The 25,304-nt window shown below is 73.3% G+C and carries 24 protein-coding genes; 17 read left to right on the forward strand and 7 right to left on the reverse strand.

The window, feature by feature from the left end; translation table 11 throughout:
- Positions 1–20: 20 nt before the first annotated feature.
- From K5O09_RS01675 to mmsB, 6 genes are all read left to right on the forward strand, one after another.
- On the forward strand, positions 21–1,622 hold the full coding sequence (locus K5O09_RS01675; protein WP_222171164.1) for a xylulokinase: 1,602 nt from the start codon (positions 21–23) through the stop codon (positions 1,620–1,622).
- Between the two features lie 31 nt (positions 1,623–1,653).
- A complete protein-coding gene (locus K5O09_RS01680; protein WP_222171165.1) occupies positions 1,654–2,409 on the forward strand; it encodes an L-ribulose-5-phosphate 4-epimerase in 756 nt (251 codons plus the stop codon).
- Complete coding sequence (gene araA, locus K5O09_RS01685; protein WP_222171166.1) at positions 2,406–3,911, forward strand: L-arabinose isomerase; 1,506 nt, start codon at positions 2,406–2,408, stop codon at positions 3,909–3,911. Before K5O09_RS01680 ends, araA begins: the two co-directional genes overlap by 4 nt.
- A 430-nt stretch (positions 3,912–4,341) precedes the next feature.
- Positions 4,342–5,490 carry a multiple monosaccharide ABC transporter substrate-binding protein gene (chvE, locus tag K5O09_RS01690; RefSeq protein WP_222172518.1) on the forward strand — a complete coding sequence of 383 codons (1,149 nt, stop codon included), beginning with the start codon at positions 4,342–4,344 and terminating at the stop codon, positions 5,488–5,490.
- 104 nt (positions 5,491–5,594) lie between these two features.
- The gene (gene mmsA / locus K5O09_RS01695; RefSeq protein WP_222171167.1) at positions 5,595–7,133 is read left to right on the forward strand and encodes a multiple monosaccharide ABC transporter ATP-binding protein; all 1,539 of its coding nucleotides are present in this window, start codon (positions 5,595–5,597) and stop codon (positions 7,131–7,133) included.
- Positions 7,130–8,311, forward strand: coding sequence for a multiple monosaccharide ABC transporter permease (gene mmsB, locus K5O09_RS01700; protein ID WP_222171168.1), 1,182 nt, complete (start codon positions 7,130–7,132; stop codon positions 8,309–8,311). The genes mmsA and mmsB overlap by 4 nt, the downstream gene beginning before the upstream one ends.
- Before the next feature lie 97 nt (positions 8,312–8,408).
- On the opposite strand, the gene K5O09_RS01705 is transcribed toward mmsB, so the two are convergent.
- The 4 genes from K5O09_RS01705 to K5O09_RS01720 form a co-directional block, all read right to left on the reverse strand.
- Positions 8,409–9,626 carry a PP2C family protein-serine/threonine phosphatase gene (locus K5O09_RS01705; RefSeq protein ID WP_255595981.1) on the reverse strand — a complete coding sequence of 406 codons (1,218 nt, stop codon included), beginning with the start codon at positions 9,624–9,626 and terminating at the stop codon, positions 8,409–8,411.
- A gap of 157 nt (positions 9,627–9,783) precedes the next feature.
- The gene (locus tag K5O09_RS01710; RefSeq protein WP_222171169.1) at positions 9,784–10,959 is read right to left on the reverse strand and encodes an ROK family transcriptional regulator; all 1,176 of its coding nucleotides are present in this window, start codon (positions 10,957–10,959) and stop codon (positions 9,784–9,786) included.
- Positions 10,956–11,591 (reverse strand): TrkA family potassium uptake protein, encoded by a 636-nt coding sequence (locus tag K5O09_RS01715; RefSeq protein ID WP_255596277.1) that lies wholly within the window; start codon positions 11,589–11,591, stop codon positions 10,956–10,958. The genes K5O09_RS01710 and K5O09_RS01715 overlap by 4 nt, the downstream gene beginning before the upstream one ends.
- 103 nt (positions 11,592–11,694) lie before the next feature.
- The gene (locus K5O09_RS01720; RefSeq protein ID WP_222171170.1) at positions 11,695–13,071 is read right to left on the reverse strand and encodes a TrkH family potassium uptake protein; all 1,377 of its coding nucleotides are present in this window, start codon (positions 13,069–13,071) and stop codon (positions 11,695–11,697) included.
- Positions 13,072–13,182: 111 nt separating this feature from the next.
- Here K5O09_RS01720 and K5O09_RS01725 point away from each other — a divergent pair, with 111 nt between their 5' ends.
- The 8 genes from K5O09_RS01725 (at position 13,183) to K5O09_RS01760 (ending at position 21,327) form a co-directional block, all read left to right on the forward strand.
- Positions 13,183–14,361, forward strand: coding sequence for an acetoin utilization protein AcuC (locus tag K5O09_RS01725; RefSeq protein WP_222171171.1), 1,179 nt, complete (start codon positions 13,183–13,185; stop codon positions 14,359–14,361).
- A 201-nt stretch (positions 14,362–14,562) separates the two neighbouring features.
- Positions 14,563–14,808 carry a helix-turn-helix domain-containing protein gene (locus K5O09_RS01730; RefSeq protein WP_222171172.1) on the forward strand — a complete coding sequence of 82 codons (246 nt, stop codon included), beginning with the start codon at positions 14,563–14,565 and terminating at the stop codon, positions 14,806–14,808.
- Between the two features lie 195 nt (positions 14,809–15,003).
- The gene (locus K5O09_RS01735; protein WP_003792170.1) at positions 15,004–15,102 is read left to right on the forward strand and encodes a 30S ribosomal protein bS22; all 99 of its coding nucleotides are present in this window, start codon (positions 15,004–15,006) and stop codon (positions 15,100–15,102) included.
- A gap of 225 nt (positions 15,103–15,327) precedes the next feature.
- Positions 15,328–16,674, forward strand: coding sequence for an extracellular solute-binding protein (locus tag K5O09_RS01740; protein WP_222171173.1), 1,347 nt, complete (start codon positions 15,328–15,330; stop codon positions 16,672–16,674).
- Between the two features lie 16 nt (positions 16,675–16,690).
- A complete protein-coding gene (locus K5O09_RS01745; protein ID WP_222171174.1) occupies positions 16,691–17,665 on the forward strand; it encodes a carbohydrate ABC transporter permease in 975 nt (324 codons plus the stop codon).
- Positions 17,655–18,578 carry a carbohydrate ABC transporter permease gene (locus K5O09_RS01750; protein ID WP_255595982.1) on the forward strand — a complete coding sequence of 308 codons (924 nt, stop codon included), beginning with the start codon at positions 17,655–17,657 and terminating at the stop codon, positions 18,576–18,578. Before K5O09_RS01745 ends, K5O09_RS01750 begins: the two co-directional genes overlap by 11 nt.
- A 142-nt stretch (positions 18,579–18,720) precedes the next feature.
- Positions 18,721–19,731: a LacI family DNA-binding transcriptional regulator gene (locus tag K5O09_RS01755; protein WP_222171175.1), complete on the forward strand. Its 1,011-nt coding sequence runs from the start codon at positions 18,721–18,723 to the stop codon at positions 19,729–19,731.
- Between the two features lie 90 nt (positions 19,732–19,821).
- Positions 19,822–21,327 (forward strand): alpha-N-arabinofuranosidase, encoded by a 1,506-nt coding sequence (locus K5O09_RS01760; protein WP_222171176.1) that lies wholly within the window; start codon positions 19,822–19,824, stop codon positions 21,325–21,327.
- A gap of 101 nt (positions 21,328–21,428) precedes the next feature.
- Here K5O09_RS01760 and K5O09_RS01765 read toward each other — a convergent pair whose 3' ends face one another.
- Positions 21,429–21,989, reverse strand: a complete 561-nt coding sequence (locus K5O09_RS01765; RefSeq protein WP_255595983.1) for a GNAT family N-acetyltransferase — start codon at positions 21,987–21,989, stop codon at positions 21,429–21,431.
- Positions 21,986–22,813 (reverse strand): HAD family phosphatase, encoded by an 828-nt coding sequence (locus tag K5O09_RS01770; protein WP_222171177.1) that lies wholly within the window; start codon positions 22,811–22,813, stop codon positions 21,986–21,988. The genes K5O09_RS01765 and K5O09_RS01770 overlap by 4 nt, the downstream gene beginning before the upstream one ends.
- 34 nt (positions 22,814–22,847) lie before the next feature.
- On the opposite strand from K5O09_RS01770, the gene K5O09_RS01775 reads away from it, so the two are divergent.
- Both K5O09_RS01775 and K5O09_RS01780 read left to right on the forward strand, forming a co-directional pair.
- The gene (locus tag K5O09_RS01775) at positions 22,848–23,153 is read left to right on the forward strand and encodes a glutaredoxin family protein (RefSeq protein WP_255595984.1); all 306 of its coding nucleotides are present in this window, start codon (positions 22,848–22,850) and stop codon (positions 23,151–23,153) included.
- 9 nt (positions 23,154–23,162) lie between these two features.
- Entirely contained in the window at positions 23,163–23,849 is a 687-nt protein-coding gene (locus K5O09_RS01780; RefSeq protein ID WP_222171178.1) for a redox-sensing transcriptional repressor Rex, read from the forward strand.
- A gap of 137 nt (positions 23,850–23,986) precedes the next feature.
- Here K5O09_RS01780 and K5O09_RS01785 read toward each other — a convergent pair whose 3' ends face one another.
- Positions 23,987–24,541, reverse strand: a complete 555-nt coding sequence (locus K5O09_RS01785) for a YceI family protein (RefSeq protein ID WP_222171179.1) — start codon at positions 24,539–24,541, stop codon at positions 23,987–23,989.
- A gap of 164 nt (positions 24,542–24,705) precedes the next feature.
- Here K5O09_RS01785 and K5O09_RS01790 point away from each other — a divergent pair, with 164 nt between their 5' ends.
- Positions 24,706–25,239 (forward strand): MarR family winged helix-turn-helix transcriptional regulator, encoded by a 534-nt coding sequence (locus K5O09_RS01790; protein WP_222171180.1) that lies wholly within the window; start codon positions 24,706–24,708, stop codon positions 25,237–25,239.
- Positions 25,240–25,304 lie beyond the last annotated feature (65 nt).

Raw genomic sequence — 25,304 nt, forward strand, 5'->3', positions numbered from 1 at the left:
ACGAGGGACGGAGCACCGCCATGGCGCAGGAGCACGACGACGTCGCACGCACGGCGATCACGCAGGGACGCACGTCGCTGGGCATCGAGCTCGGCTCGACCCGCATCAAGGCCTGCCTCATCGGGCCGGACCACGCGCCGCTCGCCACGGGCAGCCACGCGTGGGAGAACCAGCTCGTCGACGGGGTCTGGACCTACTCGCTCGACGCGGTGTGGGAGGGCCTGCGCGCCGCGGTGGCCGATCTGCACGCCGACGTCGAGCGCCGGCACGGCGTCCGCCTCGGGTCGGTCGGCGCCCTCGGCGTCTCGGCGATGATGCACGGCTACCTCGCGTTCGACGCGCAGGGCGAGCTGCTCGTCCCGTTCCGCACGTGGCGCAACACCTCGACGGGCCCGGCCGCCGCCGCGCTGACCGAGCTGCTCGGGTACAACATCCCGCTGCGCTGGTCGGTCGCGCACCTCTACCAGGCGGTGCTGGACGACGAGCCGCACGTCCCGCAGATCGCCTCGTTCACGACGCTGGCCGGCTACGTGCACCGGCGGCTCACCGGGCGGCACGTGCTGGGCGTCGGGGACGCCTCGGGCATGTTCCCGGTGGACCCCGCGACGCGCGACTACGACGACCGGATGCTCGCGCAGGCCGACGAGCTGATCGCCGCGCGCCGGCCCGGGACGTCCCTGCGCGAGCTGCTGCCCGAGGTGCTGGTCGCCGGCCAGGACGCGGGCCGCCTGACGGAGGAGGGCGCCGCGCTGCTCGACCCGTCGGGGGCCCTGCGCCCCGGTACGCCGCTCTGCCCGCCCGAGGGCGACGCCGGCACCGGCATGGTCGCGACCGGCTCCGTCGCCCCGCGCACCGGCAACGTCAGCGCGGGCACCAGCATCTTCGCGATGGTCGTGCTCGAGCAGCCGCTGCAGCGGGTGCACCACGAGCTCGACCTCGTCACGACCCCCGCGGGCGACCTCGTCGCGATGGTGCACTGCAACAACGGCGCCTCCGAGCTCGACGCGTGGGCCGGCCTGTTCGGCGAGTTCGCGACCGCGCTGGGCTCCCCAGCGGGTGCCGACGCGGTGTTCGGCGCGCTGTTCCGCGCGGCGCTGGACGGGGAGGCCGACGGCGGCGGGCTGCTCGCCTACAACTACCTCGCGGGCGAGCCGATCACGGGCCTGGAGGAGGGTCGGCCGCTGGTCGTCCGGACGCCGGGCAGCCGCCTCACGCTCGCGAACTTCATGCGCACGCAGATCTCCTCGGCGTTCGGCACGCTCGCGCTGGGCATGCGGGTGCTGTCCGGCGAGGGCGTGGGCATCGACGCGATGTTCGCGCACGGCGGCATGTTCAAGACCGCCGGCGTGGCGCAGCGCCTGCTGGCCGCCGCCGTCGACGCGCCCGTCGCCGTCGGCGAGACCGCGGCAGAGGGCGGCGCGTGGGGCATCGCGGTGCTCGCGGCCTATCTCGACGCGGCGGGCGACACCGACCTGGGCACCTACCTCGCCGAGCACGTGTTCGGGGACGTCGTCCTCGACACCGTGACGCCGGACGCCGCCGACGTGGCGGGCTTCGCCGCGTTCCTCGACCGCTACGAGGCGGGGCTGGCCGTCGAGCGCGCCGCCACCACCGCCCTGTGACCCGCACCCCGACCCTGGAGGCAGACCCGCGATGACCACGACCCTCGCCGACTACCCGCAGGAGGTGCGCGACGCCGTCGCGCGCACCCGCGAGGTCGTCTCGGCCCTGCACGCCGAGCTGCCCCGCTGGGGCCTCATCGTCTGGACGGCCGGCAACGTCTCGCAGCGCGTGCCGGTGTCGCCCGACGGCACGCCGTCCGAGGCCGACCTGTTCGTCATCAAGCCGTCCGGCGTGACCTACGACGAGCTGACCCCGGAGTCGATGGTGGTGTGCGACCTCGACGGGAACCTCGTGGAGGGCACCCGCTCGCCGTCGTCGGACACGGCCGCGCACGCGTACGTCTACCGCCACATGCCGCGCGTCGGCGGCGTCGTGCACACCCACTCCACCTACGCGACCGCGTGGGCGGCCCGCGCCGAGCCGGTGCCGTGCGTGCTGACGATGATGGCGGACGAGTTCGGCGGCGACATCCCGATCGGGCCGTTCGCGCTCATCGGCGACGACTCCATCGGCCGCGGCATCGTCGAGACCCTGCGGGACTCCCGCAGCCCCGCGGTCCTCATGCAGAACCACGGTCCGTTCACGATCGGCAGGGACGGCAAGGCCGCCGTGAAGGCCGCCGCGATGGTCGAGGAGGTCGCGCGCACCGTGCACGTCTCCCGCCAGCTCGGCGAGCCGCTGCCGATCCCGCAGGAGCAGGTCGACTCGCTGTACGCCCGGTACCAGAACGTCTACGGCCAGGGCAGCACCGGTGCTGCCGCCACCACGAAGGAGCAGGACGCATGACCAAGCCCTACGCACGCGAGATCTGGTTCTTCACGGGGAGCCAGGACCTGTACGGCGAGGACACCCTCCGCCAGGTCGCCGAGCAGTCGCAGGAGGTCGCGCGCCTGCTGGACGCGTCCCCGGACGTGCCGGCGACGGTCGTCTGGAAGCCGGTGCTCAAGGACTCCGTGTCGATCCGCCGGGCGATGCTCGACGCGAACTCGGACGACCGGGTGCTCGGTGTCATCACGTGGATGCACACGTTCAGCCCGGCGAAGATGTGGATCGCGGGCCTCGACGCCCTGCGCAAGCCGCTCCTGCACCTCCACACGCAGGCCGGCGTCGAGCTGCCGTGGTCCACCATCGACATGGACTTCATGAACCTCAACCAGGCCGCGCACGGCGACCGGGAGTACGCGTACATCGCGTCCCGCCTGGGCGTCGCCCGCACGACCGTCGTCGGCCACGCGTCGAACCCGGCCGTGACGAAGCGCGTCGGCACCTGGACGCGCGCCGCGGCCGGCTGGGCGGCGACCCACGAGCTGAAGCTCGCCCGGTTCGGGGACAACATGCGCAACGTCGCGGTCACCGAGGGAGACAAGACCGAGGCCGAGCTGCGGTTCGGCGTCTCGGTGAACACCTGGGGCGTCAACGACCTGGTGGCGGCCGTCGACGCGGTGGCCGACTCCGACGTCGACCGCGTCGTGGCCGAGTACGAGGACCTGTACGACGTCGTGGCGGAGCTGCGCCGCGGCGGCGAGCGCCACGAGTCGCTGCGGTACGCCGCCCGCCAGGAGGTCGCGCTCGAGACCTTCCTGACCGGCCTGGGCGCGAAGGCGTTCACGACGAACTTCGAGGACCTCGGCGCGCTGCGCCAGCTCCCCGGCATCGCCGTGCAGCGCCTCATGGCGAAGGGCTACGGCTTCGGGGCGGAGGGCGACTGGAAGACGGCCGTCCTGGTGCGCGCGGCGAAGGTCATGGGCGAGGGCCTGCCCGGCGGCGCGTCGCTGATGGAGGACTACACCTACGACCTCACGCCGGGCGCGGAGAAGATCCTCGGCGCCCACATGCTCGAGATCTGCCCCTCCCTGACGACGTCGACGCCGAAGGTGGAGATCCACCCGCTCGGCATCGGCGGCAAGGAGGACCCGGTCCGCATGGTGTTCGACGCGGACCCGGGCGAGGCCGTCGTGGTGTCCCTGGCGGACATGCGGGACCGGTTCCGCATGACCGCGAACGTCGTGGACGTGGTGCCCCCGACGCACGAGCTGCCGAACCTGCCCGTGGCCCGCGCGGTGTGGGAGCCCCGGCCGGACTTCGCGACGTCGGCCGAGGCGTGGCTGACGGCGGGCGGCGCACACCACACGGTGATGTCGACCGCGGCGGGCGTGGAGGCGTTCGAGATCTACGCGGACATCGCCGGCACCGAGCTGCTGGTGATCGACGAGCACACCACGCGGCGCGGCTTCCGCGACCAGGTGCGGTGGAACCAGGTGTACTACCGCCTCGCCCAGGGGCTCTGAGCCCGCAGCCGAGAGCCTCGACGGCCCGTCCCGCACTCCGCGGTACGGGCCGTCGCTGCGTTCAGGACCAGGGTGGCCTGGGCCGTCGTGAAGCCCATCACGTGCGAGAAACCGACCGCATGAGTTCGACAGCCAAACTCAATTCTGGCAGACGGGTGTGGTCCGAACGGGGGTCCGGGGCCGAGGAAGTGAGCGCGCACAAACGCCCTGACCAGCACAGACGCAGGTTGTGATCGACCGTTATCCATCTGCAACCTTGGAGCCTGAACCTTGGCTTGACTTCCCGAACTCAAGCCCGGGAGAGTGTGCTCCGTGCTCGCCGACGGCGGGGGTCCGTGACCCTCCAGGGCGGCGCAGGGCAGGACGGGCGACGGCGCATGACGTGCCCGCAGACGACGAGGTCAGCAACCCTCTCGAGGAGGAGAAGGACATGAAGAGCATCCGGTTCGCCGCGCTCGGCGGCGCGCTCGTGCTCGCTCTCGCGGCATGCTCCGGCGGTGGCGCCGGCAGCAGCGAGGGCGGCGACGGCGGCGGCAGCACCGCGGAGCCCAGCGACCAGACGATCGGCGTCGCGATGCCGACCGAGACCTCGGAGCGCTGGATCGCCGACGGCAACGCCGTCAAGAGCCAGCTCGAGGACCTGGGGTACTCGGTCGACCTGCAGTACGCGGCCGACGACATCCCGACGCAGTCGCAGCAGATCGAGCAGATGATCACGAAGGGCGTCGACCTGCTGATCGTCGCCTCCATCGACGGCACCGCGCTGGCCAACCAGCTGCAGTCCGCCGCCGACGCCGGCATCCCGGTCATCGCGTACGACCGCCTGATCCGCGACACCGAGAACGTCGACTTCTACGTCACGTTCGACAACTACAACGTGGGTGTCCAGCAGGCCACCTCGCTGCTCGTGGGCCTCGGCCTGCTCACCGAGGACGGCTCCGAGGGCGACGCCACCGGCCCGTTCAACATCGAGCTGTTCGCCGGCTCGCTGGACGACAACAACGCGCACTTCTTCTTCCAGGGCGCGATGGACACCCTCCAGCCGTACATCGACGAGGGCACCCTCGTCGTGAAGTCCGGCCAGACCGACATCGAGCAGGTCGCCACGCTCCGCTGGCTGCAGGAGACCGCCCAGAAGCGCATGGAGGACCTCCTGACCTCCACGTACGCGGACGGCTCGAAGGTCGACGGCGTGCTGTCGCCCTACGACGGCATCTCCCGCGGCATCATCACGGCGCTGCAGAACGCGGGCTACGGCCCGGGCATCGACGCCGGCCTGCCGATCGTGACCGGCCAGGACGCCGAGATCGCCTCCGTCAAGCTCATCAACGACGGCGTGCAGTTCTCGACGATCTTCAAGGACACCCGCAAGCTCGCCGAGCAGGCCGTCGTCTCCGCGCAGGCGTTCCTCGCCGGCGAGGAGCCGGAGGCCAACGACACCGAGACGTACGAGAACGGCGTCAAGGTCGTCCCGTCCTACCTGCTGGAGTCGGACATCGTCTACGCCGGCAACATCCAGTCGCTCCTGATCGACTCGGGCTACTGGACCGAGGAGCAGGTCGCGAGCGGCCAGGCCTGATCGCCTGACAGCACCCGCGTCACCCCTGGCCGGCCGGCACGAGTCCGGCCGGCCAGGGCCGCGGCGCCCCCCATCGCCCGACGAACGAGGACGGTCGAGGCCGCATGAGCGACCACATCCTGGAAATGCACTCCATCACCAAGACCTTTCCCGGGGTCAAGGCTCTGCAGGACGTCAACCTGAGCGTCAAGCGGGGGGAGATCCACGCCATCTGCGGCGAGAACGGGGCCGGCAAGTCCACCCTCATGAAGGTGCTGTCGGGCGTGTACCCGCACGGCACCTACGACGGTGAGATCCGCTTCGACGGGGAGACGGTCGAGTTCGGCTCGATCAACGACTCCGAGCACAAGGGGATCGTGATCATCCACCAGGAGCTCGCCCTGGTGCCCTACCTGTCCGTCGCCGAGAACATCTTCCTCGGCAACGAGCGCGAGAGCCGCGGCTTCATCGACTGGAACCGGGCGAACTCCGAGTCGGCGGCGCTGCTCGCGCGGGTCGGCCTCGACGAGAACCCGACCACCCCGATCGGCCAGCTCGGCGTCGGCAAGCAGCAGCTCGTGGAGATCGCCAAGGCGCTCTCCAAGAAGGTGAAGCTGCTCATCCTCGACGAGCCGACCGCGGCCCTGAACGACTCGGACTCCGAGCACCTGCTCGACCTGCTCCGGCACCTCAAGGGCCAGGGCATCACCTGCATCATGATCTCGCACAAGCTCAACGAGATCGCCGAGATCGCCGACTCCACGACGATCATCCGGGACGGCCGCACCATCGAGACGCTCGACATGGTGGCCGACCAGGTGACGCAGGAGCGGATCATCAAGGGCATGGTCGGCCGCGACCTCGAGCACCGGTACCCGGAGCACGTGTCGCACGTCGGCGAGGAGGTCTTCCGCGTCGAGGACTGGCACGTCGAGCACCCGACGCAGCCCGGCCGCGTGGTCGTCGACGGCGCGTCGTTCGAGGTCAAGGCCGGCGAGATCGTCGGCATCGCGGGCCTCATGGGCGCCGGGCGCACCGAGCTCGCGATGAGCGTCTTCGGCCGCTCCTACGGCCGGAACATCTCCGGGAAGGTCTTCCTGCACGGCAAGGAGATCTCCACCCGCAGCGTGGCCGAGGCCATCAAGCACGGCCTGGCCTACGCCACGGAGGACCGCAAGACCTACGGCCTCAACCTCATCGAGGACATCCGCCGCAACATCTCGGCCGCCGCGCTCGGCAAGCTGTCGAAGGGCGGCTGGGTCAACGGCAACGAGGAGATCAAGGTCGCCGAGGAGTACCGGCGGTCGATGAACATCAAGTCGCCGACGGTCATGGCCCTGGCGGGCAAGCTGTCCGGCGGCAACCAGCAGAAGGTCGTCCTGTCCAAGTGGATCTACACCGACCCCGAGGTGCTGATCCTGGACGAGCCGACCCGCGGCATCGACGTCGGTGCCAAGTACGAGATCTACACGATCATCAACAAGCTCGCTGACTCCGGGAAGGCCGTCGTGGTCATCTCCTCCGAGCTGCCCGAGCTGCTCGGCATCTGCGACCGCATCTACACCCTGGCCTTCGGCCGGATCACGGGTGTGCTGCCGCGTGCCGAGGCGACCCAGGAACGGCTCATGGAGCTCATGACGAAGGAAAGGGAGACGGTCCGATGACGGCGGTCGACGGCCTGCGGGACATCTTCACGAAGAACCTGCGGACGAGTGGTATCTACATCGCGTTCGTCGCGATCATCGCGCTGTTCGCGTTCCTGACGGACGGCCTGCTCCTGGCGCCGAACAACGTCACGAACATCGTGCTGCAGTACTCGTACATCCTGATCCTCGCGATCGGCATGGTGATCGTCATCATCGGCGGGCACATCGACCTGTCGGTCGGGTCGGTCGTGGCGCTGACCGGTGCGGTCTCCGCGATCCTCGTGATCAAGAACGGCCAGCCGTGGTGGGTCGGCATCCTCGCCGCGCTCGTGGTGGGTGTCCTGGTCGGTGCGTGGCAGGGCTTCTGGGTCGCGTACGTCGGCATCCCGGCGTTCATCGTGACGCTGGCCGGCATGCTCCTGTTCCGCGGCCTCACCTACGAGGTGCTGGACAACATCTCGCTGTCGCCGTTCCCGCAGACCTACCAGAAGGTGGCCGGCGGGTTCCTCAACGGGCTGTTCGGCGGTCCGGGCTACGACGTGTTCACGCTCGTCGTCGCGGCGCTCGCCGTGGTCGCCTTCGCGATCAGCTCGTGGCGGTCCCGCATGGGCCGGATCCGGTACCAGCAGGCCGTCGAGGCGATGCCGCTGTTCGTGCTCCGCATCGTCCTGGTCGCCGCGGTCGTCATGGCGTTCGCCTGGCAGCTCGCGCACTCCCGCGGCCTGCCGATCGTGCTCATCATCCTCGCGGTGCTGATCCTCGCCTACAACGTCGTGACGAACCGGACGGTGTTCGGCCGCCACGTGTACGCCATCGGCGGCAACCTCAACGCCGCGCAGCTGTCCGGCGTGAAGGTCAAGCAGGTCAACTTCTGGATCTTCGTCAACATGGGCCTGCTCGCCGGTGTCGCGGGCGCGATCTACTCGTCCCGCTCCAACGGCGCCCAGCCCGGCGCGGGCAACATGTTCGAGCTCGACGCGATCGCCGCCTGCTTCATCGGCGGCGCGTCGACCACCGGCGGTGTCGGCCGCGTGACCGGCGCCATGGTCGGTGGTCTGATCATGGCCGTCATGTCGAACGGCATGCAGCTCATGGGCGTGCCGCAGTCGACGCAGCAGATCGTCAAGGGCCTCGTGCTCCTGCTGGCCGTCGCGTTCGACATCTTCAACAAGCGCCGCGCGGGCGCCGCTCGCTGAGCACGCCGCGCAGCACGGCCGGGGGCCGGGACGGAGCGATCCGGCCCGGCCCCCGTGTCGTGCGCGGAGCACGTGTCGTGCGCGGCGCGGGACGGGGTCAGGCCGGCGTGCGGCGCAGCGCGACGACCGTGATGTCGTCCGGCCGCGGGTCCGCCACGGCGGCGAGGCGCAGCAGGCGCTGCACGGCCTCGTCGGCGGACGGGCAGTCCAGCAGCTCGCCGGCGATGAGCGGCAGGCAGCGCAGCGAGCCGTCGAACAGGTCGAGCACCCCGTCGCTGAACGTCACCAGGAGGTCGCCGCGCTCGAGCACCGTCCGCCCGAGCGCCCGTGCGGCCTCGTCGGAGGCTCCGAGCGGGAGGCCGAGCGCGTCGAGCCGCTCCCACGTGCCGTCCACCCGGACCACGAGGGTCAGGCCGTGGCCGGCGTCGGCGTAGGTCACCTCACCCGTCGCCGGGTCGAGCCGCGCGTGGAACGCGGTGGCGAACAGCCCCGCCCCGGACAGGTCGGTCTGGAGCACGGCGCCCGCGTGCAGCATCGCCCGGTCGACGGCCTCGCCGTGGGCGGACTCGCGCAGCAGCTCGCGCACCGCGGCGGCCAGCACGGCGGCGGCGGGCCCACGGCCCATGACGTCCGCCAGGGTCACCACGAGGCCGTCGCCGGCCGGGTACCAGTCGTAGAAGTCGCCGCCGACCGTGCGGCTCGGCAGGCACGCGCCGGCCAGCTCGTACCCCGGGACCCGGGGGGTCTCGCGGGGCAGCAGCCCCATCTGCACCTGCTGCGCCCGGCCGAGCTCGGCGTCCACCCCGAGCTCGTGCGCGACCCAGGCCGCGAGGTCCCGCAGCAGCGCCGTCTGGTCGGCGGTGAAGGTCCGCGGCCGGGTGTCGGCGATGCACAGCGTGCCGAGCGTGCGACCGTCGGCGCCGAGCAGCGGGTGCTCGGCGTAGAACCGCAGGCGGACGTCGGGGCCGCGGTCCTCGAGCACGGCCGGGGCCGCGGTGCCCCGCGGTGCGTCGGCCCCGATCAGCGACACGGTCGCGGTCGGCACGTCGAAGACCAGCCGCGCCAGGCGCACCACGCGGTCGAACCGGGGTTCCGGCCCGGCGGCCACCGCCCCCAGGCGCTCGAGGGCGTCCAGCCGGCGGGTGATCGCGGACGGTCCCGGCCCGGCGCCGTGGGCGTCCCGAGCCAGGGCCTCGCCGGTCGTCCCCGGCTGCTGCGGCACCCCGGGCTCCGCGCCGGCGTCGGTGTCCGAGGTCGCCCGGTCGCCGCCGCGAGGTCCGGGCGCCGACGATCCGGCGGTCACCGGTGCGGACACCTGGCACCTCCGGTCCCTGCCGCGCCACCTCCGGCGGAGATGGTCCTACATGCGACGGTATCGGCAGGTCCGGGGCCGACCTGAGCCCTTCCCTCCCGTCCCACCAGGCACGCCGCGCCCCGGCGGGTGGCGGTCACCGCGCCCCGGCGGCCGCCGGTCATCCCGCGGCGGCGTGCCCCGCCAGCACCGCGTCGCGCGCCAGCAGCAGCGCGCCGCGCGCGGGGGCGGCGGCGCCGAGGTGCCCCGCGACGACGTCCACGACCGCGCCGGACGTGACCGCCGTGGGCTCGGCCAGGACCTCGCGCAAGGGGTCGAGCAGCAGCCCGCCGGCCTCGGCGAGGACGCCGCCGACCACCAGGACGTCCGGGTCGAGCACGGTGCAGACCGACGCGAGCGCGGTGCCCAGGTGCCGGCCGACATCGGACAGCACCCGCCGGCAGCCGGGGTCGCCCTCGGCGGCGCGTGCCAGGACGTCGCCCAGCGTCATCGGGCCGTGGCTGGCGAGCAGCAGGTCCAGCACCCCGGCCGAGCCGGCGTACACCTGGAGGCAGCCGCGGTTCCCGCACGAGCAGACGGGCCCGTCGGGGTCGATGGTCAGGTGGCCGAGCTCGCCGGCGGTGCCGGTGCGGCCGTGCACGATCTCCCCGCCGACGACGATGCCGCCGGAGACGCCCTCGCTCAGCGCGACGTGCACCACGGTGCTGCAGCCGCGTCCGGCGCCCAGCCGGGCCTCCGCCAGAGCCCCGAGGTTGCCGTCGTTGTCGAACACCACGGGCACCCCGGGCGCCGGGGCGAGCAGGCCCGGGGCCGCGACCATGCCGCCCCACCCGGTGCGCACCCCCGAGCCGGCGACGCGGCCGGTGCGGACCTCCACCGGCGCGGGCACGCCGACGCCCACCGCCGCGACGGCCGCGGGGTCGGTCCCGGTCTCCGCGAGCAGCGCGTCCAGCGCCGCCCGGGCCTCGCGGACGGCGCGCTCCGCCCGGTGGCCGCCGGGCAGCGGCACCGTCCGCTCGACCGGGACGCCGTCACCGAGGTCCAGCAGCACCCGCGCCTCGTCGAGGTAGCAGTGCACGCCCGCCAGCACGCCCCCGGGCGTCGCCAGCGACACCGCCCGCGCCCGCCGTCCGGACCGCGTGGTCGGCGCGACCCGCACCAGGCCCTCCGCCTGCAGCGCGGCGACCGCGGTCGACACGGTGCCCGGTGACAGGCCCGTCGCGGCGACCAGCTCCACCTGCGTGAGCGCGTCCGCCCGGCGCAGCGCGTCGAGCAGCAGCGCCCTGCTGTCCCGCGGGGCGACCCCGGCCGGCCCGGACCCGTCCCGCCGGTTCACGGCCGGGCCGCGAACCGCTCGAGCAGGTCCGCGTGCCCCGACACGATCAGCAGGTCGTTCGCGGAGATCCGGGTGTCGGGCGTCGCGTAGACGAAGTCGACCCCCGGGCTCTTCACGCCGATCACCGTCACGCCGTACCGCTCCCGGATCCGCGACTGCCCGATCGTGAAGCCCTGCGTCTCGCGGGGCGGCTTCATCTTGACGATCGTGAAGCCGTCCTCGACCTCGATGTAGTCGAGCATCTTCCCCGACACGAGGTGCGCGACACGGGACCCGGCATCCGCCTCGGGCAGCACGACGTGGTGCGCGCCGATGCGCTGCAGGATGCGCGCGTGCTCGGTGCTGATGGCCTTGGCCCAGATCTGCGGCGTGCCGAGGTCCACGAGGTTGCCGGTGATGAGCACCGACGCCTCGAGATAGGACCCGACCCCGACCACGGCGACGGCGAACTCGCGGGCACCGAGCTGCTCGAGTGCCTCCGGGTTCGTGGCGTCGGCCTCGACGAGCGGGATGCGTCCGGTCCACTGCGCGACCAGCTCGGGGTCGCGCTCCACGGCCAGCACGTCCTGACCCAGCCGGTCCAGCGTCCCCGCGATGGCCGAGCCGAACCGGCCCAGCCCGATCACGAGGATGCCCGCGTCCCGCTTCGGCTCCTTGGCGGCGCGCGCCTCGTCGCGCGACCGCGGCTGCGAACCGCCGAGCGGGCGCAGCCCGGTCGCGCCGGTGCGCTTCAGGTCATCCAATGATCGGCCTCTCCTCGGGCAGCCGGATGACCCGACGACGGCTGCGCAGCGCGAGCGCCGCGGCCAGCGTCATCGTGCCGGTCCGGCCGATGAACATCAGGACGGTGAGCACGTACTTCCCGGCGTCGGGCAGGTCGCCGGTGATCCCGGTGGACAGCCCGACCGTCGCGAACGCCGAGATCACCTCGAACAGCACCACGTCGAGCGTCAGCCCGGTGATCGCGAGCAGCAGCAGGCAGGCCACCAGGACGATCGTCGCACTGACGAGCGACACCGCGATGGCGACCTGCAGCGCCTCGCGGGGGATGCGCCGCCCGAACGCCTCCACGTCCCGGTCCCCGCGGGCCTCCGCGACGATCGCGAGCAGCATCACGGCCAGCGTCGTGACCTTGATGCCGCCGGCCGTCGACGCGGAGCCGCCGCCCACGAACATCAGCGCGTCGTTGAGCAGCCACGTGCCCTCGTGCATCGAGCCGACGTCCACCGTGGAGAACCCGCCGGAGCGCGGCATGACGCCGGCGAACAGCGCGGCGAGCAGGGTCTCGCTCCAGCTCAGCGGCGCGAACGTGCGCGGGTTGGTCCACTCGAACGCCGCCACCACGACCGACCCGAACACCACCAGGGCCGCGCTCGTCGTGATCGTCAGCTTCGAGTGCAGGCTCCACCGGCGCGGACGGCGCCAGGTGCGGGCGACGTTGAGGATCACGGGGAACCCGAGCGACCCGACGAACACCCCGACGATGATCGGCAGCAGCACCCACCAGTCCGAGGCGTACGGGGCCAGGCCCTGCTCGGTCGGGATGAACCCGGCGTTGTTGAACGCCGAGACGGCGTAGAAGCCCGCGTGCCAGGCGGCCTCGCCCCACGAGTCGCCGAGCACCCGCAGCCGCGGCAGCAGCACCAGGGCGATCACGACCTCGAGCAGCGTCGACGTCATGATGACGGTCCTCACCAGGGAGCCGACCTCACCGAGCCGGGTGGTCTTCGTCTCCGAGCTGACCAGCAGCTTCTGGGTCAGCCCGATCCGCCGCGACACCGCCAGGCCGAGGATCGACGCGAGGGTCATGACGCCCAGCCCGCCGATCTTGATGCCGACGAGGATCGTCGCCTGCCCCGCGCCCGACCAGTACGTGCCGGTGTCGACGGTGACCAGGCCCGTCACGCAGACCGCGGAGGTGGCGGTGAACAGGGCGTCGACGAAGGGCGCGCGCTCCCCGCTCGCCGTGGCCCACGGCATCGACAGCAGCACCGTGAACAGCGCGACGACGGACGCGAACACGCCGAGCGCGAGCCGGGCCGGCGACTGCCGGGCGAGCCGGTCGACGAGCTCGCGCCCCGACCACAGCACCCCGGGGAGACCCCCAGCCATCGACCCTCCCGCCCGCCGTCCGACCCCGGTCGCCCGGCCTCCGGCCCGGGCGCGGGCTCCACTGTGGCACGCCCGCGCTGTCCCCGGCGTGCAGCGACTACGGTGTGGGTCATGACCGGGGTGCGCGTGGTGTGGACCCCCGAGCTCCTGGACTACGACTTCGGACCCGGCCACCCGATGGCGCCCCTGCGGCTCGACCTCACGGTGCGACTCGCCCGGGCGCTCGGCCTGCTGGACCTGCCGGGCGTCGAGGTGGTCGGCGCGGACCCGGCGTCGGACGCGCAGCTCGAGACCGTCCACGAGGCCGCGTACGTCGAGGCCGTCCGGCGGGCCTCCGACAGCGGGCGGGGCGACGCGCTGCGCGGCATCGGCACCGAGGACGACCCCGTGTTCCCCCGGATGCACGAGGCCGCGGCCCGGATCGTCGGCGGCAGCCGGGAGGCGGCGCTCGCGGTGTGGCGGGGCGAGGCCGACCACGCGGTGAACCTCACGGGCGGGATGCACCACGCCATGCCCGGCGCGGCGTCCGGGTTCTGCCTCTACAACGACGCCGCCGTCGCGATCCGGGCGCTGCTGGCCGACGGCGCGGAGCGGGTCGCGTACGTCGACGTCGACGCCCACCACGGGGACGGTGTGCAGCGGGCGTTCTGGGACGACCCGCGGGTGCTGACCGTCTCGGTGCACGAGAGCGGCGCGACGCTGTTCCCCGGCACCGGGTTCCCGGACGAGACCGGCGGGCCGGGCGCCCCGGGCTCGGCCGTCAACGTGGCGCTGCCGTCCCACACGCAGGACGCCGCGTGGCTGCGCGCGATCGACGCGGTCGTGCCGCCGGTGCTGCGGGCGTTCGCGCCGCAGGTCCTGGTGACGCAGCACGGCTGCGACGCCCACGTCGAGGACCCGATCGCGAACCTCGACGTCTCCGTCGACGCCGAGCGCCTCGCGTCGTCGTGGCTGCACGACCTCGCGCACGAGGTGTCCGGCGGCCGGTGGCTCGCGCTCGGCGGCGGGGGGTACGCGGTCGTCGACGTCGTGCCGCGCGCGTGGACGCACCTGCTCGCGATCGCGGCGCACCACCCCCTCGACCCGGCGACGCGCATGCCGGCGGCGTGGCGGGCACAGGTCGTGGAGCTCTACGGCCGGGAGGGGCCGGGCTCGATGTCCGACGGGGCCGACCTGCGGTGGACCCCGTGGTCGGCGGGGTTCGACCCGGCCGACGACGTGGACCGCGCGGTCCGCGCCACCCGGACGGCCGTCTTCCCGTTGCTCGGGCTCGACCCGCTGCACGACTGACGGCAGCGCCTCAGGCGCGGCGCCGTCGGGTGAGTCGCGCCGCCCGCGCGTCGCCGGGTCGGCAGGCCTGCGCCCCCGCACGGGTGGTCACACCTGCCTCCCCTTTCACAGCAGCCCCACCAGGCTCTAGGGTGTCAGCGCGGCGAACCGTCGCCGCACCCCGTCCCGCGCCCCGAGCGCGCACGAACGAGAAGAGCGGCCATGACGAGCGAGCAGCCCGGGCGCGTGCGGTTCCTCACCGTGGCCGAGGTCGCCGAGGTCATGCGGGTCTCGAAGATGACCGTGTACCGGCTGCTGCACTCCGGCGAGATGCCGGCCGTGCGCGTCGGGCGCTCGTTCCGCGTTCCGCAGGACGCGCTCGACCACTACCTCGCGACCGCGCGGCTCGACCAGGACGTGGACGGCGACGCCGGCGAGGGCCCGCGGGCCGGGCGGCTCTCGTCCTGAAGCAGGTCCTCCCGGTCGTTTCGGCGGCGGCCCGCGGGATCGCGTAAGGTGGGGGGCGGACTTTCCCGTGCGTGGGCGTTCCGCGGCAGCCGGGCCGAGGTGATCGGACCGGCTCCCTGGCCGGTCGTGCCGCGCGTCGAACGACCAGAACTGGCGGACGCCCGAGCGCTCGCCACCGGAAGCGAGTGAGGACCCATGGGCTCCGTCATCAAGAAGCGCCGCAAGCGCATGGCGAAGAAGAAGCACCGCAAGCTGCTGCGCAAGACGCGCCACCAGCGCCGCAACAAGAAGTGACCCGCCGCCGCTGACGCGGCGCGGGGACGAGGGCCCGGCCACCGAGCGGTGGCCGGGCCCTCGCGCGTCCGCCGCGCCCAGCCCCCGCGCGCCGCGACCGCCGTCGCCGCGGCCCGACGCGCCGCGTGCGCCCGGGTCTTGACGGATCCGCGTGGCCTTGATTCACTCGCAAGCGTTCTTCAACGATGAAGATCCGGTGCGCGCACCGGGGCGAGGGGGCCGGCGATGATCTCAGCAGCGCGCGGCGGAGCCGGGGGTGCGGCGCTGAGCCGGCGCTCGGTGCTCCGCGGGGCGGCCGCAGGCGCGGGAGCGCTGGCGGGGGTGTGGGCGTTGAGCGGGTGCGGGGCGGGTGCGCCGGCGGCCGCCTCGGACACCCGGATCCAGCTCTGGCACCTGTTCTCCGGCGGTGACGGGGGCATCTTCCAGCAGATGCTGACGGAGGTGCAGCAGGAGGACCCGACGGTCGGCATCGACCCCGTGGTGCTCACCTGGGGTGCCCCGTACTACACGAAGCTCGTGATGGCGTCGGTCGGCGGCCGCTCCCCGGACCTCGCGGCCATGCACCTCACCCGGGTGGCGGGCTGGGTGCCCGGCGGGGTGCTGGACCCGTGGGACCTGGACCGCCTCGCGGACCACGGCGTGACCGAGGACCTGTTCGCGCCGGCCCTGTGGGAGCGGGCGGTCATCGACGGTCAGCTCTGGGCGGTCCCGCTCGACTTCCACGCGTTCCTGCTGTTCTACGACCGGGGGCTCGCCGACCGGGCGGGGCTGCTGGGCGGCGACGGGAAGCTCGTCGGCGTCGACTCCCCGGAGGGCTTCGTCGAGGCGGGCCGGGCGATGGCCGAGGTCACCGGCTACGCGGGCGTCGGCTACGGCTACACCGGCGACGGCGCACAGATGTCCCGGATGCTCTGGGGCCTGTACGCGCAGACCGGGGCGGAGGTCGTCCTCAACCCCGGCGAGAGGGCCCAGGTCGACCGCGACGCGATGGTCGAGGTCGTCAGCTGGGTGCAGTCCTGGATGGACGACACCGTGGCGATCGCGAACAGCGACTACCCGTCGGCCGTCGCGAACTTCTCGACCGGCCGCGTCGGCATGTGCTTCAACGGCAACTGGGAGCTGCAGTCGTTCCTCACCGCGGGCGTCGACGTGGACGCGATGCCCATGCCGACGGTCTTCGGCTCGCCCGCGACGTACGGCGACTCGCACGTCTTCGTGCTGCCGCACCAGGCGGACCCCGACCCCGACCGTCGAGAGGCGGCGTACGCGACCGTGGCGGCGATGCTCCGCAAGTCGCTGCTGTGGTCGGACGGCGGGCACATCCCGGCCAACCGGGAGGTCACCGCGTCCGCGGCGTACCGCGAGAAGGTGCCGCAGTCGCACTACGCGGTCGCGGCGGAGCAGGCCGTCTTCGACCCCCAGGCGTGGTTCACGGGCTCGGGGTCGGACTTCCAGGCGCGCGTCGGGGAGGCGCTCCAGGGCGCCTGGCTCGACAAGTCGTCGCCCGAGGCCGCCGTCGACCGGCTGATCGCCGCGCTCGACGCCGCCCTGCAGACCAAGCCGCCGGCGTGACGGGGGGAACGCAGTCATGAGCACGGTCACCACACCGCAGCAGTCGCAGGCCGCCACCGGCCCCGTCCAGCCGCCGCGCACGCCGGAGCCCCCGGTGCGCCGCGGCCGCTCCCGCCGCGAGGGCAGCGGCTGGCCGTTCGTCATCCCGTTCGTCGTCGTCGCCGTGCTGTTCCTCGTGGTGCCGACGCTGTGGGGCCTGGGCCTGAGCTTCACCGAGCAGTCGCTGATGGGCAACGGCGGCTGGGTCGGCGTCGACAACTACGCGGAGGCGTTCGGCGACGCGACCATGTGGTCCACGCTGGGCAACACCGTCGCGTTCACGCTGATGAGCACCGTCCCGCTCGTGCTGGTGGCGCTGGCGATGGCGCTGCTGGTCTACACGGGGCTGCCCGGCCAGTGGGTGTGGCGGCTGGCGTTCTTCGCGCCGTACATGCTGCCGGTCGCTGTCGTCGTGCAGATCTGGGTGTGGCTGTACCAGCCGGAGATCGGCTTCTTCAACTACTGGCTGGACCGGCTGGGGCTGGAGAAGGTCGGCTGGCTGACGGACCCGTCCGTGGCGATGTGGTCGATGGCCCTGCTGACGCTCTGGTGGACGGTCGGCTTCAACTTCCTGCTGTACCTGTCGGCGCTGCAGGCGATCCCCGACCAGATGTACGAGGCCGCGGCGCTGGACGGCGCGGGTTCGTGGCGCCGGTTGTGGTCCATCACGCTGCCGCAGCTGCGCGCCACGACGGTGCTCATCACGGTGCTCCAGGTGCTGGCGTCGCTGAAGGTCTTCGACCAGATGTTCATCGCGTTCAACGGCGGCAGCGGCCCCGACGGCGTGACGCGCCCGATCCTGCAGTACATCTACGACACCGGGTTCACCGGCTACCGCATGGGGTACGCCTCGGCGATGTCGTACATCTACTTCGCGCTCATCATCGTGGTCGCCGTGGGGTTCCAGGTGCTGACCACGGCCCGCCGGAAGGAGCAGGCCCGTGGCCGCTGAGACGATCCCCGCCCCGGCGGGAGGCTTCCGCCGGGCGTACGCCGAGCGCCGCGACGAGAACCGGCGCACCCGGGCCCTGGTGCTGGGGCGCAGCCGCGTCGCGACCGTCCTCGCGGTGGTGCTGCTGGTGCTGATGGCCGCGACGTGGCTGCTGCCGCTGCTGTGGGCGGTCGACACCTCGTTCAAGACGGAGGCCCAGGCGCAGTCCGTCCCGCTGCGGTGGTTCCCGGAGGGCGGGTTCACGCTCGAGAACTACCGGACCGTGTTCGAGCGCGGCGAGGTGGGGCGCTGGATGGTGAACACCCTGCTGGTCGCGGGGTCGGTCACGGTCCTGACGGTGGCGGTGTGCGCGCTCGCGGGGTACGGGTTCGCCCGGACCAGGTTCCGCGGCAAGAACCTGCTGTTCGCGGCGACGATCGCCCTGATCGCGGTGCCGGGGCAGATCCTCATCGTCCCCCTGTTCCGGCAGATGGACGCGCTGGGCGCGGTCGACACCTACCAGGGCGTGATCCTCCCGCAGCTCGTCGCGCCGGTGATGGTCTACATCTTCGCGAGGTTCTTCGCGGAGGTGCCGCAGGAGATCGAGGACGCGGCGCGGGTGGACGGCGCCGGGCACTGGCGGACGTTCTGGTCGATCGTGCTGCCGATCTCGCGGCCGATCGTGTCGGCGGTCGCGATCTTCGTGTTCATCGGGGCGTGGAACAACTTCCTGTGGCCGTTCATCGTCACGAACAACCCGGACCTCATGACCCTGCCCGTCGGGCTCTCGACGGTGAAGAACGCGTACGGCACGATCTACGCGCAGACGATGGCGTCGGCAATGATCGCCGCGTTGCCGCTGATCCTGCTGTTCATGCTGTTCCAGCGGCAGATCGTCAAGGCGGTCGCGACGACCGGGCTCGGCGGGCGCTGACGGGCTCCCGACCGGGTGACCGTGCGCGGACCTGCCCGCGGCGCCGCCCGGCCGGCCCCTACGCTGGGCTCGCGCGGCACCGGGGTCGCGCGGGCCGGACGGGAGGCGGGACGTGGCCGGGAACCGGCAGGGTGCCGCGACGATGCACGACGTCGCAGCGGTGGCCGGCGTGTCCATCAAGACCGTCTCGAACGTCATCAACGGCTACCCGTACATCCGGGCGGAGACGCGCGCGCGGGTCGAGGCGGCGATCGAGCAGCTCGGCTACCGCGTGAACCTGACGGCGCGGAGCCTGCGGCGGGGACGCACGGGGATGATCGGGCTGGCGGTGCCGGAGCTGCGGCTGCCGTACTTCGCGGAGCTCGCGGACTCCGTGATCCGGGCGGCCGACGCGCGGGGCGTCGTCGTGCTGATCGAGCAGACCAGCGGCAACCGGGAGCGCGAGCTCGAGGTGCTGCACGGCCCGCGGCGGCACCTGACCGACGGGCTGATCTTCTCCCCGCTGGCGCTGGGGCCGGAGGACCGCGACCGGTTCGCGGTGGACGTCCCGATGGTGCTGCTCGGCGAGCGGATCTTCGGAGGGCCGGCCGACCACGTGACGATGGACAACGTGGAGGCGGCTCGCGCGGCCACCCGGCACCTCCTGGGCCTGGGGCGCCGCCGCATCGCGGTCCTCGGCGCGCACGAGGGCGAGGTCATGGGGTCCGCGGCGCTGCGCCTGCGCGGGTACCGGCAGGCGCTGGCGGAGGCGGGCGTGCCGTACGACCCGGCGCTCGTCGCGGAGGCCGGGATGTGGCACCGGGCGACGGGGGCGGAGGCGATGCGCGGCGTGCTCGAGGCGGGGGTGGCCGTCGACGCCGTGTTCGGCCTGAACGACGCCCTGGCGCTGGGGGCGCTGCACGAGCTCCGCCTGCACGGGTACGCGGTGCCGGGCGACGTGGCCGTCGTGGGCTTCGACGACGTGGACGACGCGGCGTACGCGTCGCCGGGGCTGACGTCCGTGGCGCCGGGGCGCGAGCAGATCGCGCAGACCGCCGTGGAGCTGCTGCTGGCGCGCGTCGCGGGCACCGCGCCCGAGGCCCCGGTCCAGGTCGTGGCGGACTTCGAGCTGGTCGTGCGGGAGTCGACGGCGGGTTCCGCCGCGCTCGTCTGACGCTGCCGGTGCCGGTTGACGGCGCGCGTCCCCGCTCGGCAGGATGTCTAGTACAACGATGCAGAAACGTCAGCGAAGGAGCTGCGCCGCATGCCGACCGTCACCCTCACCCTCGACCCCGCGTTCCGCGTCGGTCCCGTCCGCCGCGGCACGTTCGGCGCCTTCGTGGAGCACCTGGGCCGCTGCGTCTACACCGGCATCCACGACCCGGAGCACCCCACCGCGGACGCCGACGGGTTCCGCCGCGACGTCATCGAGCTCACCCGGGAGCTCGGTGTCTCCACCGTCCGCTACCCCGGCGGCAACTTCGTCTCCGGGTACCGCTGGGAGGACGGTGTCGGCCCGCGCGACCAGCGCCCCCGCCGGCTCGACCTGGCCTGGCACTCCACCGAGCCGAACCTGGTCGGCGTCGACGAGTTCGTGCGCTGGACCGCGGCCTCCGGCACCGAGCCGATGATGGCCGTGAACCTCGGCACCCGCGGCGTCCAGGAGGCCCTCGACCTCCTGGAGTACTGCAACGTCCGCGGGGGCACCGCGCTGTCGGACCAGCGCCGCGCGAACGGCGCGCCCGACCCGTACGGCATCCGCATGTGGTGCCTCGGCAACGAGATGGACGGGCCGTGGCAGATCGGCCACAAGACCGCCCACGAGTACGGTCGGCTCGCCGCCGAGACCGCCCGGGCCATGCGCATGGTCGACCCCGACCTCACCCTCGTGGCCTGCGGGTCCTCCGGCGTCGGGATGCCCACCTTCGGCGAGTGGGAGCAGATCGTGCTGAGCGAGACGTACGAGCACGTCGACCTCATCAGCGCCCACGCCTACTACGCCGAGGAGGACGGCGACCTCGGCTCGTTCCTGGCCTCCGCGATGGACATGGACCACTTCATCGCGTCGGTCGCGGCCGTCGCGGACGGTGTGCGGGCCCACAAGAAGCTGGACAAGCGCATCCACATCTCGTTCGACGAGTGGAACGTCTGGTACCAGAAGCGCGCCGAGTCCGTGCCGCCCTCGGGTGACGACTGGCCGGTCGCACCGGTGCTGCTCGAGGACAAGTACAACGTCGCGGACGCCGTGGTGGTCGGCAACCTGCTGATCTCGCTGCTGCGGCACACCGACCGGGTGCACTCGGCGTCGCTCGCGCAGCTCGTCAACGTCATCGCCCCGATCATGACGGAGCCCGGCGGCCGGGTGTGGCGCCAGACCACGTTCCACCCGTTCGCGCAGGCGTCCCGGTACGCGGCGGGCGACGTGCTCCAGGTGGCCGTCGAGGCCCCGACGTACGAGACCGCGAAGTTCGGGGACGCCCCGCTGGTCGACGCCGTCGCGACGCGGGACCCGGAGACCGGCGCCGTCGCGCTGTTCGCGGTCAACCGCTCGACCACCGAGACGGTCACCCTCGAGGTCGACACCCGCGCGATCCCCGGGCTCCGGGTGGTCGAGGCGACGAGCCTGTCGAACCCGGACCACACGTGGGTGGCGACGGCCGACGACGACACCTCGGTGGCGCCCCGCCCGAACGGCACCGCGGTCGTCGACGGCGGCCGGCTCACCGTCCAGGTGCCGCCGGTGTCGTGGAACGTGGTGCGGCTGGCCTGAGCCGGCACGACGCGGGGCGCGGTCGGTCCACCGGCCCGCGCCCCGCGTCCCCGCGTCCCCGCGTGGGGGAGGGTCGACCGCGCCCCCGCACCCCGCGCCGGTCAGAGCGGACGGTGCAGCACCAGGTCGTGGTGGCGCTGCTCGCCGACCTGGAAGGTCCGCGTCCCGACGACGTCGAAGCCGGAGCGCCGGTAGAACGCCTGCGCCCGCACGTTCTCCCCGTTCACCCCGAGCCACACGCCGACGGCCCCGCGGGCGCGCGCGACGTCGAGGCTCGCGGCCATCAGGTCCCGGGCGACGCCGCCGCCGTGCCGGCCTGCCACCACGTAGCACTTGCTGAGCTCCGTGGTCGGGCGCAGCGGGACGACGGCGGCGACCTCCGGCGCGGACGGCTCACCGGCCACCAGCAGCGTGTAGCCGACCAGCTCGCCGTCCTCGTCCGCCACGAGCACGTCGCGCGTCGGGTCGGTCAGGTGGTCCGCGAAGTGCGCGGCGGTGAGGTGCGCCGCGACGAAGGCGGCGTGGTCCGCCGGGGTCGACGACGGCGGGCACGCGAGCGGGAACGTCGCGGCGGCGAGCCCGGCGATCGCGGCGGCCTCCTCCGGGCGGGCCCGGCGCACGGTCGCACCCGCCCGGCCCGGAGCCGTCCCGGCGGTGGTCACCGGCCCTCCCAGCGGGCCCGTAGCGCGCGGCGGACGGCGCGCACGACCAGCCCGAGCACCCAGGCGGACCCGGCGACGGTCGCCGCGTCGACGCCGCGGCGGGTGGCGTTGCGCCGGCCGCGGAACTCCCGCACCGGCCAGCCGACCTCGGCCGCGTGCCGCCGGAGACGTCCGTCGGGGTTGATGGCGCACGGGAAACCGACCTCGGACAGGATCGGCACGTCGTTCGTGGAGTCGCCGTACGCGAACGACTGCGAGAGGTCGACGCCCTGCCGCTCGGCGAGGGCGCGCACGGCCGACGCCTTCGCCTTGCCGTGCAGCAGGTCCCCGACCAGGCGGCCGGTGTAGAAGCCCTCGCGGTGCTCGGCGACGGTGCCGATGGCGCCGGTCGCGCCCAGGCGGCGGGCGATGATGTCGGCGATCTCGACGGGCGTCGCGGTCACGAGCCACACCTGGTGGCCGGCGCGCAGGTGCTGGTCCAGCAGTCGCTGGGTGCCGGGGAAGATGCGCAGCGAGAGCACCTCGTCGTAGATGTCCTCCGCGATGGCGACGACCTCCGCGACGGACCGGCCCTGCATGATCTCGAGCGCCCGTTCCCGGACCTCGTCGATCTGCTGCCGGTTCTCCCCGAACGCGAGGTAGCGGGCCTGGTGCCCGGCGAACCGCACGATGTCGGAGCTGCGGAAGAAGCCCCGCCGGTACAGCCCGACCGCGAGGTGGAACGAGCTGGCCCCGCGGATGATGGTGTTGTCCACGTCGAAGAAGGCGGCCACCCGGCCCGGCTGCACGGCGGCGCCGGTGTCGGGCTCGGTGGGCTCGGGCACGCGGCCACTGTAGCCAGATGCCTAGGCTCGTGCCGTGCAGCCCACCGCCCCCCTCGCCCCCGTCGGCCCGGACCGCGCGCGCGTGGTGCTCTACGCCCGCGGCGGCTGCCACCTGTGCGACGACGCCCGCGCGGTGGTCGCTGCCGTGGCCGCGGAGCGCGGCGCGTCGTGGGCGGAGGTGGACGTCGACGCCGGGGGCGCGGCGCCCGGCGGGAGGTCGCTCGCGGACGTCTACGGCGAGCTGGTGCCGGTCGTCGAGGTGGACGGCGCGCGGGTGGGCTACTGGCAGATCGACGCCGACCGCCTGCGGGACGCGCTGGCAGGGCCGCCGACCGCCTAATCTGGGGGGGTGCGAGCCCTGCCGCCGACCACCGTCGCCCGCCTCCCCGGATACCTGCGCTCCCTGGGCGGCCTCGCCTCGGAGGGTGTGACCACCACCTCGTCCGACCAGCTCGCGGAGCTGGTCGGCGCCTCGCCCGCGCAGCTGCGCAAGGACCTGTCCTACCTGGGGGCCGGCGGACGCCGCGGCGTGGGGTACGAGGTCGACCACCTGCGCAAGCAGATCGCCGGCGCGCTCGGCATGGCCGAGGAGCGCCAGCTCGTCATCGTCGGCATCGGCAACCTGGGTCACGCGCTCGCCACCTACTCCGGGTTCGCGGACCGCGGGTTCGTCCTCGTGGGCCTGTTCGACACGCACGCGGACCTGGTGGGGACGCGCGTCGGCGGCCACGTGGTCCAGCACGTCGACGAGCTGGAGCGGGTCATCGACGAGACGGAGGCGAGCGTCGCGATCGTGGCGACGCCGGGGTCCGCCGCCCAGGCGACGACGGACCGGCTGGTCGCGGCGGGCATCACCGGCATCCTCAACTTCGCGCCCCGCACGGTGCGGGTGCCCGACGGCGTGGACGTGCGGGAGGTGGACCTCGGGTCGGAGCTGCAGATCCTCGGGTTCCACGCGCGGCAGCGGGCCGCCCGCCCCGTCGCGGCTCCCGTCGCCGCTCCCGCCGCCGAGCCGGAGCCGGTCGCGGCGGACTGAGCCCGACCGGCCGGGCCGTCGTGCGCGGTGGCCCGGCCGCTGCCGTGCCCGCCCGGGCCGGCACGTGCCCGGGGACGTGCACGAGGGCCCGGTCGCGGCAGGGGGTGCGCGACCGGGCCCTCGTGGACCGGGGGAGGTCAGGCCTGCTTGATGGCCGAGACCTCGAGGGAGATGACGACCTTGTCGCTCACCAGGACGCCGCCGGCCTCGAGGGCCGCGTTCCAGGTGATGCCGAAGTCCTTGCGGGAGATCGTCGTGGTGGCGGAGAAGCCCGCGCGCTGGTTGCCGAACGGGTCGGTGGCCGCGCCGCCGAACTCGACGGCCAGGTCGACGGACTGCGTCACGCCGTGGATGGTCAGGTCGCCGGTGACGACGTAGTCCTCGCCGTCGGGGCGCACGGCGGTGGAGGTGAAGGTCCACTCGCCGAAGGTCTCGACGTCGAAGAAGTCGGCGCTCTTGAGGTGGCCGTCGCGGCCGGCGTCGTTGGTGTTGATCGTCGTCGGGTCGAGCGTCGCGGTGACGGCGGAGAGCGTGAGGTCCTCGACCACGGTGATGGCGCCGGAGGTCACCGCGACGGTGCCGCGGACCTTGGAGATGCCGGCGTGGCGGACCGTGAAGGACGCCTCGGTGTGCGAGGGGTCGAGGGTCCAGGTGCCGGCGGTGAGACCGGTGGGCAGCGTGGTGACGGACATGGTGCCTCCTGCATTGGTTGAAGCGTCAACTGCGGTTAGTTGAGATTTCTACTACACTGCGGACGAGGGCGCAACACCTGTGGGACGATCAGCGACCGACGTCACAGTGCGGGCCCGCGCGACCGCGGCAGCCCGCCGGGGACGCCCCGGGAGGAGGACCGGCGATGAGCAGCGCCACGGAGCGGACGACGAGCGCGACGCGCGCCCACGACGACGTCCGCTGGCTGTCGGCGGACGAGCAGCAGGCCTGGCGCGCGTACCGCGACGGCACGGCCCGGCTGCTGGACGTGCTGGCGCACGACCTCGAGCAGGAGACCGGGCTGTCGCTCGGCGAGTACGAGGTCCTGGTCCGGCTCTCCGAGGCGCCCGGCCGCACGCTGCGCATGTCCGAGCTGGCCGGCGAGCTCGCCCACTCCCGCAGCCGCCTGACGCACACCGTGCGCCGCATGGAGGCCGACGGACTGGTCGAGCGGGCCCCGTGCCTCGAGGACGCCCGCGGCGTGAACTGCACCATGACGGACACGGGCTGGCGCCGGCTCGTCGAGGCCGCCCCCGCCCACGTCGAGTCCGTACGAGCACGCCTCGTCGACGTGCTCACCCCGCGGCAGCTGCAGGCCCTCGGCGACGCGATGGGCGCCGTCGGCGCCGCGCTGCAGGCCGGCTGCGCCGCCGCGCTGGCGGAGGCCGAGCGCGCGTAGCCCCCGCCCGCGGGCTGCACCGCCACCTCCCGGCCCGAGCACCCAGCCGGGTTTGCGAGACTGAC

The organism is Cellulomonas sp. C5510 (assembly GCF_019797765.1).
Classification (GTDB): Bacteria; Actinomycetota; Actinomycetes; order Actinomycetales; family Cellulomonadaceae; genus Cellulomonas.

Bases quoted from the DNA above. Each gene is read 5' to 3' on its own strand.
- K5O09_RS01730 (WP_222171172.1), top strand. From the start codon at position 14,563: ATGACGAGCGAGCAGCCCGGGCGCGTGCGGTTCCTCACCGTGGCCGAG.
- K5O09_RS01790 (WP_222171180.1), top strand. From the start codon at position 24,706: ATGAGCAGCGCCACGGAGCGGACGACGAGCGCGACGCGCGCCCACGAC.
- K5O09_RS01725 (WP_222171171.1), top strand. From the start codon at position 13,183: ATGACCGGGGTGCGCGTGGTGTGGACCCCCGAGCTCCTGGACTACGAC.
- K5O09_RS01785 (WP_222171179.1), bottom strand. From the start codon at position 24,541: ATGTCCGTCACCACGCTGCCCACCGGTCTCACCGCCGGCACCTGGACC.
- K5O09_RS01720 (WP_222171170.1), bottom strand. From the start codon at position 13,071: ATGGCTGGGGGTCTCCCCGGGGTGCTGTGGTCGGGGCGCGAGCTCGTC.
- chvE (WP_222172518.1), top strand. From the start codon at position 4,342: ATGAAGAGCATCCGGTTCGCCGCGCTCGGCGGCGCGCTCGTGCTCGCT.
- mmsB (WP_222171168.1), top strand. From the start codon at position 7,130: ATGACGGCGGTCGACGGCCTGCGGGACATCTTCACGAAGAACCTGCGG.
- K5O09_RS01680 (WP_222171165.1), top strand. From the start codon at position 1,654: ATGACCACGACCCTCGCCGACTACCCGCAGGAGGTGCGCGACGCCGTC.
- K5O09_RS01735 (WP_003792170.1), top strand. From the start codon at position 15,004: ATGGGCTCCGTCATCAAGAAGCGCCGCAAGCGCATGGCGAAGAAGAAG.
- K5O09_RS01755 (WP_222171175.1), top strand. From the start codon at position 18,721: ATGCACGACGTCGCAGCGGTGGCCGGCGTGTCCATCAAGACCGTCTCG.
- mmsA (WP_222171167.1), top strand. From the start codon at position 5,595: ATGAGCGACCACATCCTGGAAATGCACTCCATCACCAAGACCTTTCCC.
- K5O09_RS01740 (WP_222171173.1), top strand. From the start codon at position 15,328: ATGATCTCAGCAGCGCGCGGCGGAGCCGGGGGTGCGGCGCTGAGCCGG.
- K5O09_RS01675 (WP_222171164.1), top strand. From the start codon at position 21: ATGGCGCAGGAGCACGACGACGTCGCACGCACGGCGATCACGCAGGGA.
- K5O09_RS01745 (WP_222171174.1), top strand. From the start codon at position 16,691: ATGAGCACGGTCACCACACCGCAGCAGTCGCAGGCCGCCACCGGCCCC.
- araA (WP_222171166.1), top strand. From the start codon at position 2,406: ATGACCAAGCCCTACGCACGCGAGATCTGGTTCTTCACGGGGAGCCAG.
- K5O09_RS01760 (WP_222171176.1), top strand. From the start codon at position 19,822: ATGCCGACCGTCACCCTCACCCTCGACCCCGCGTTCCGCGTCGGTCCC.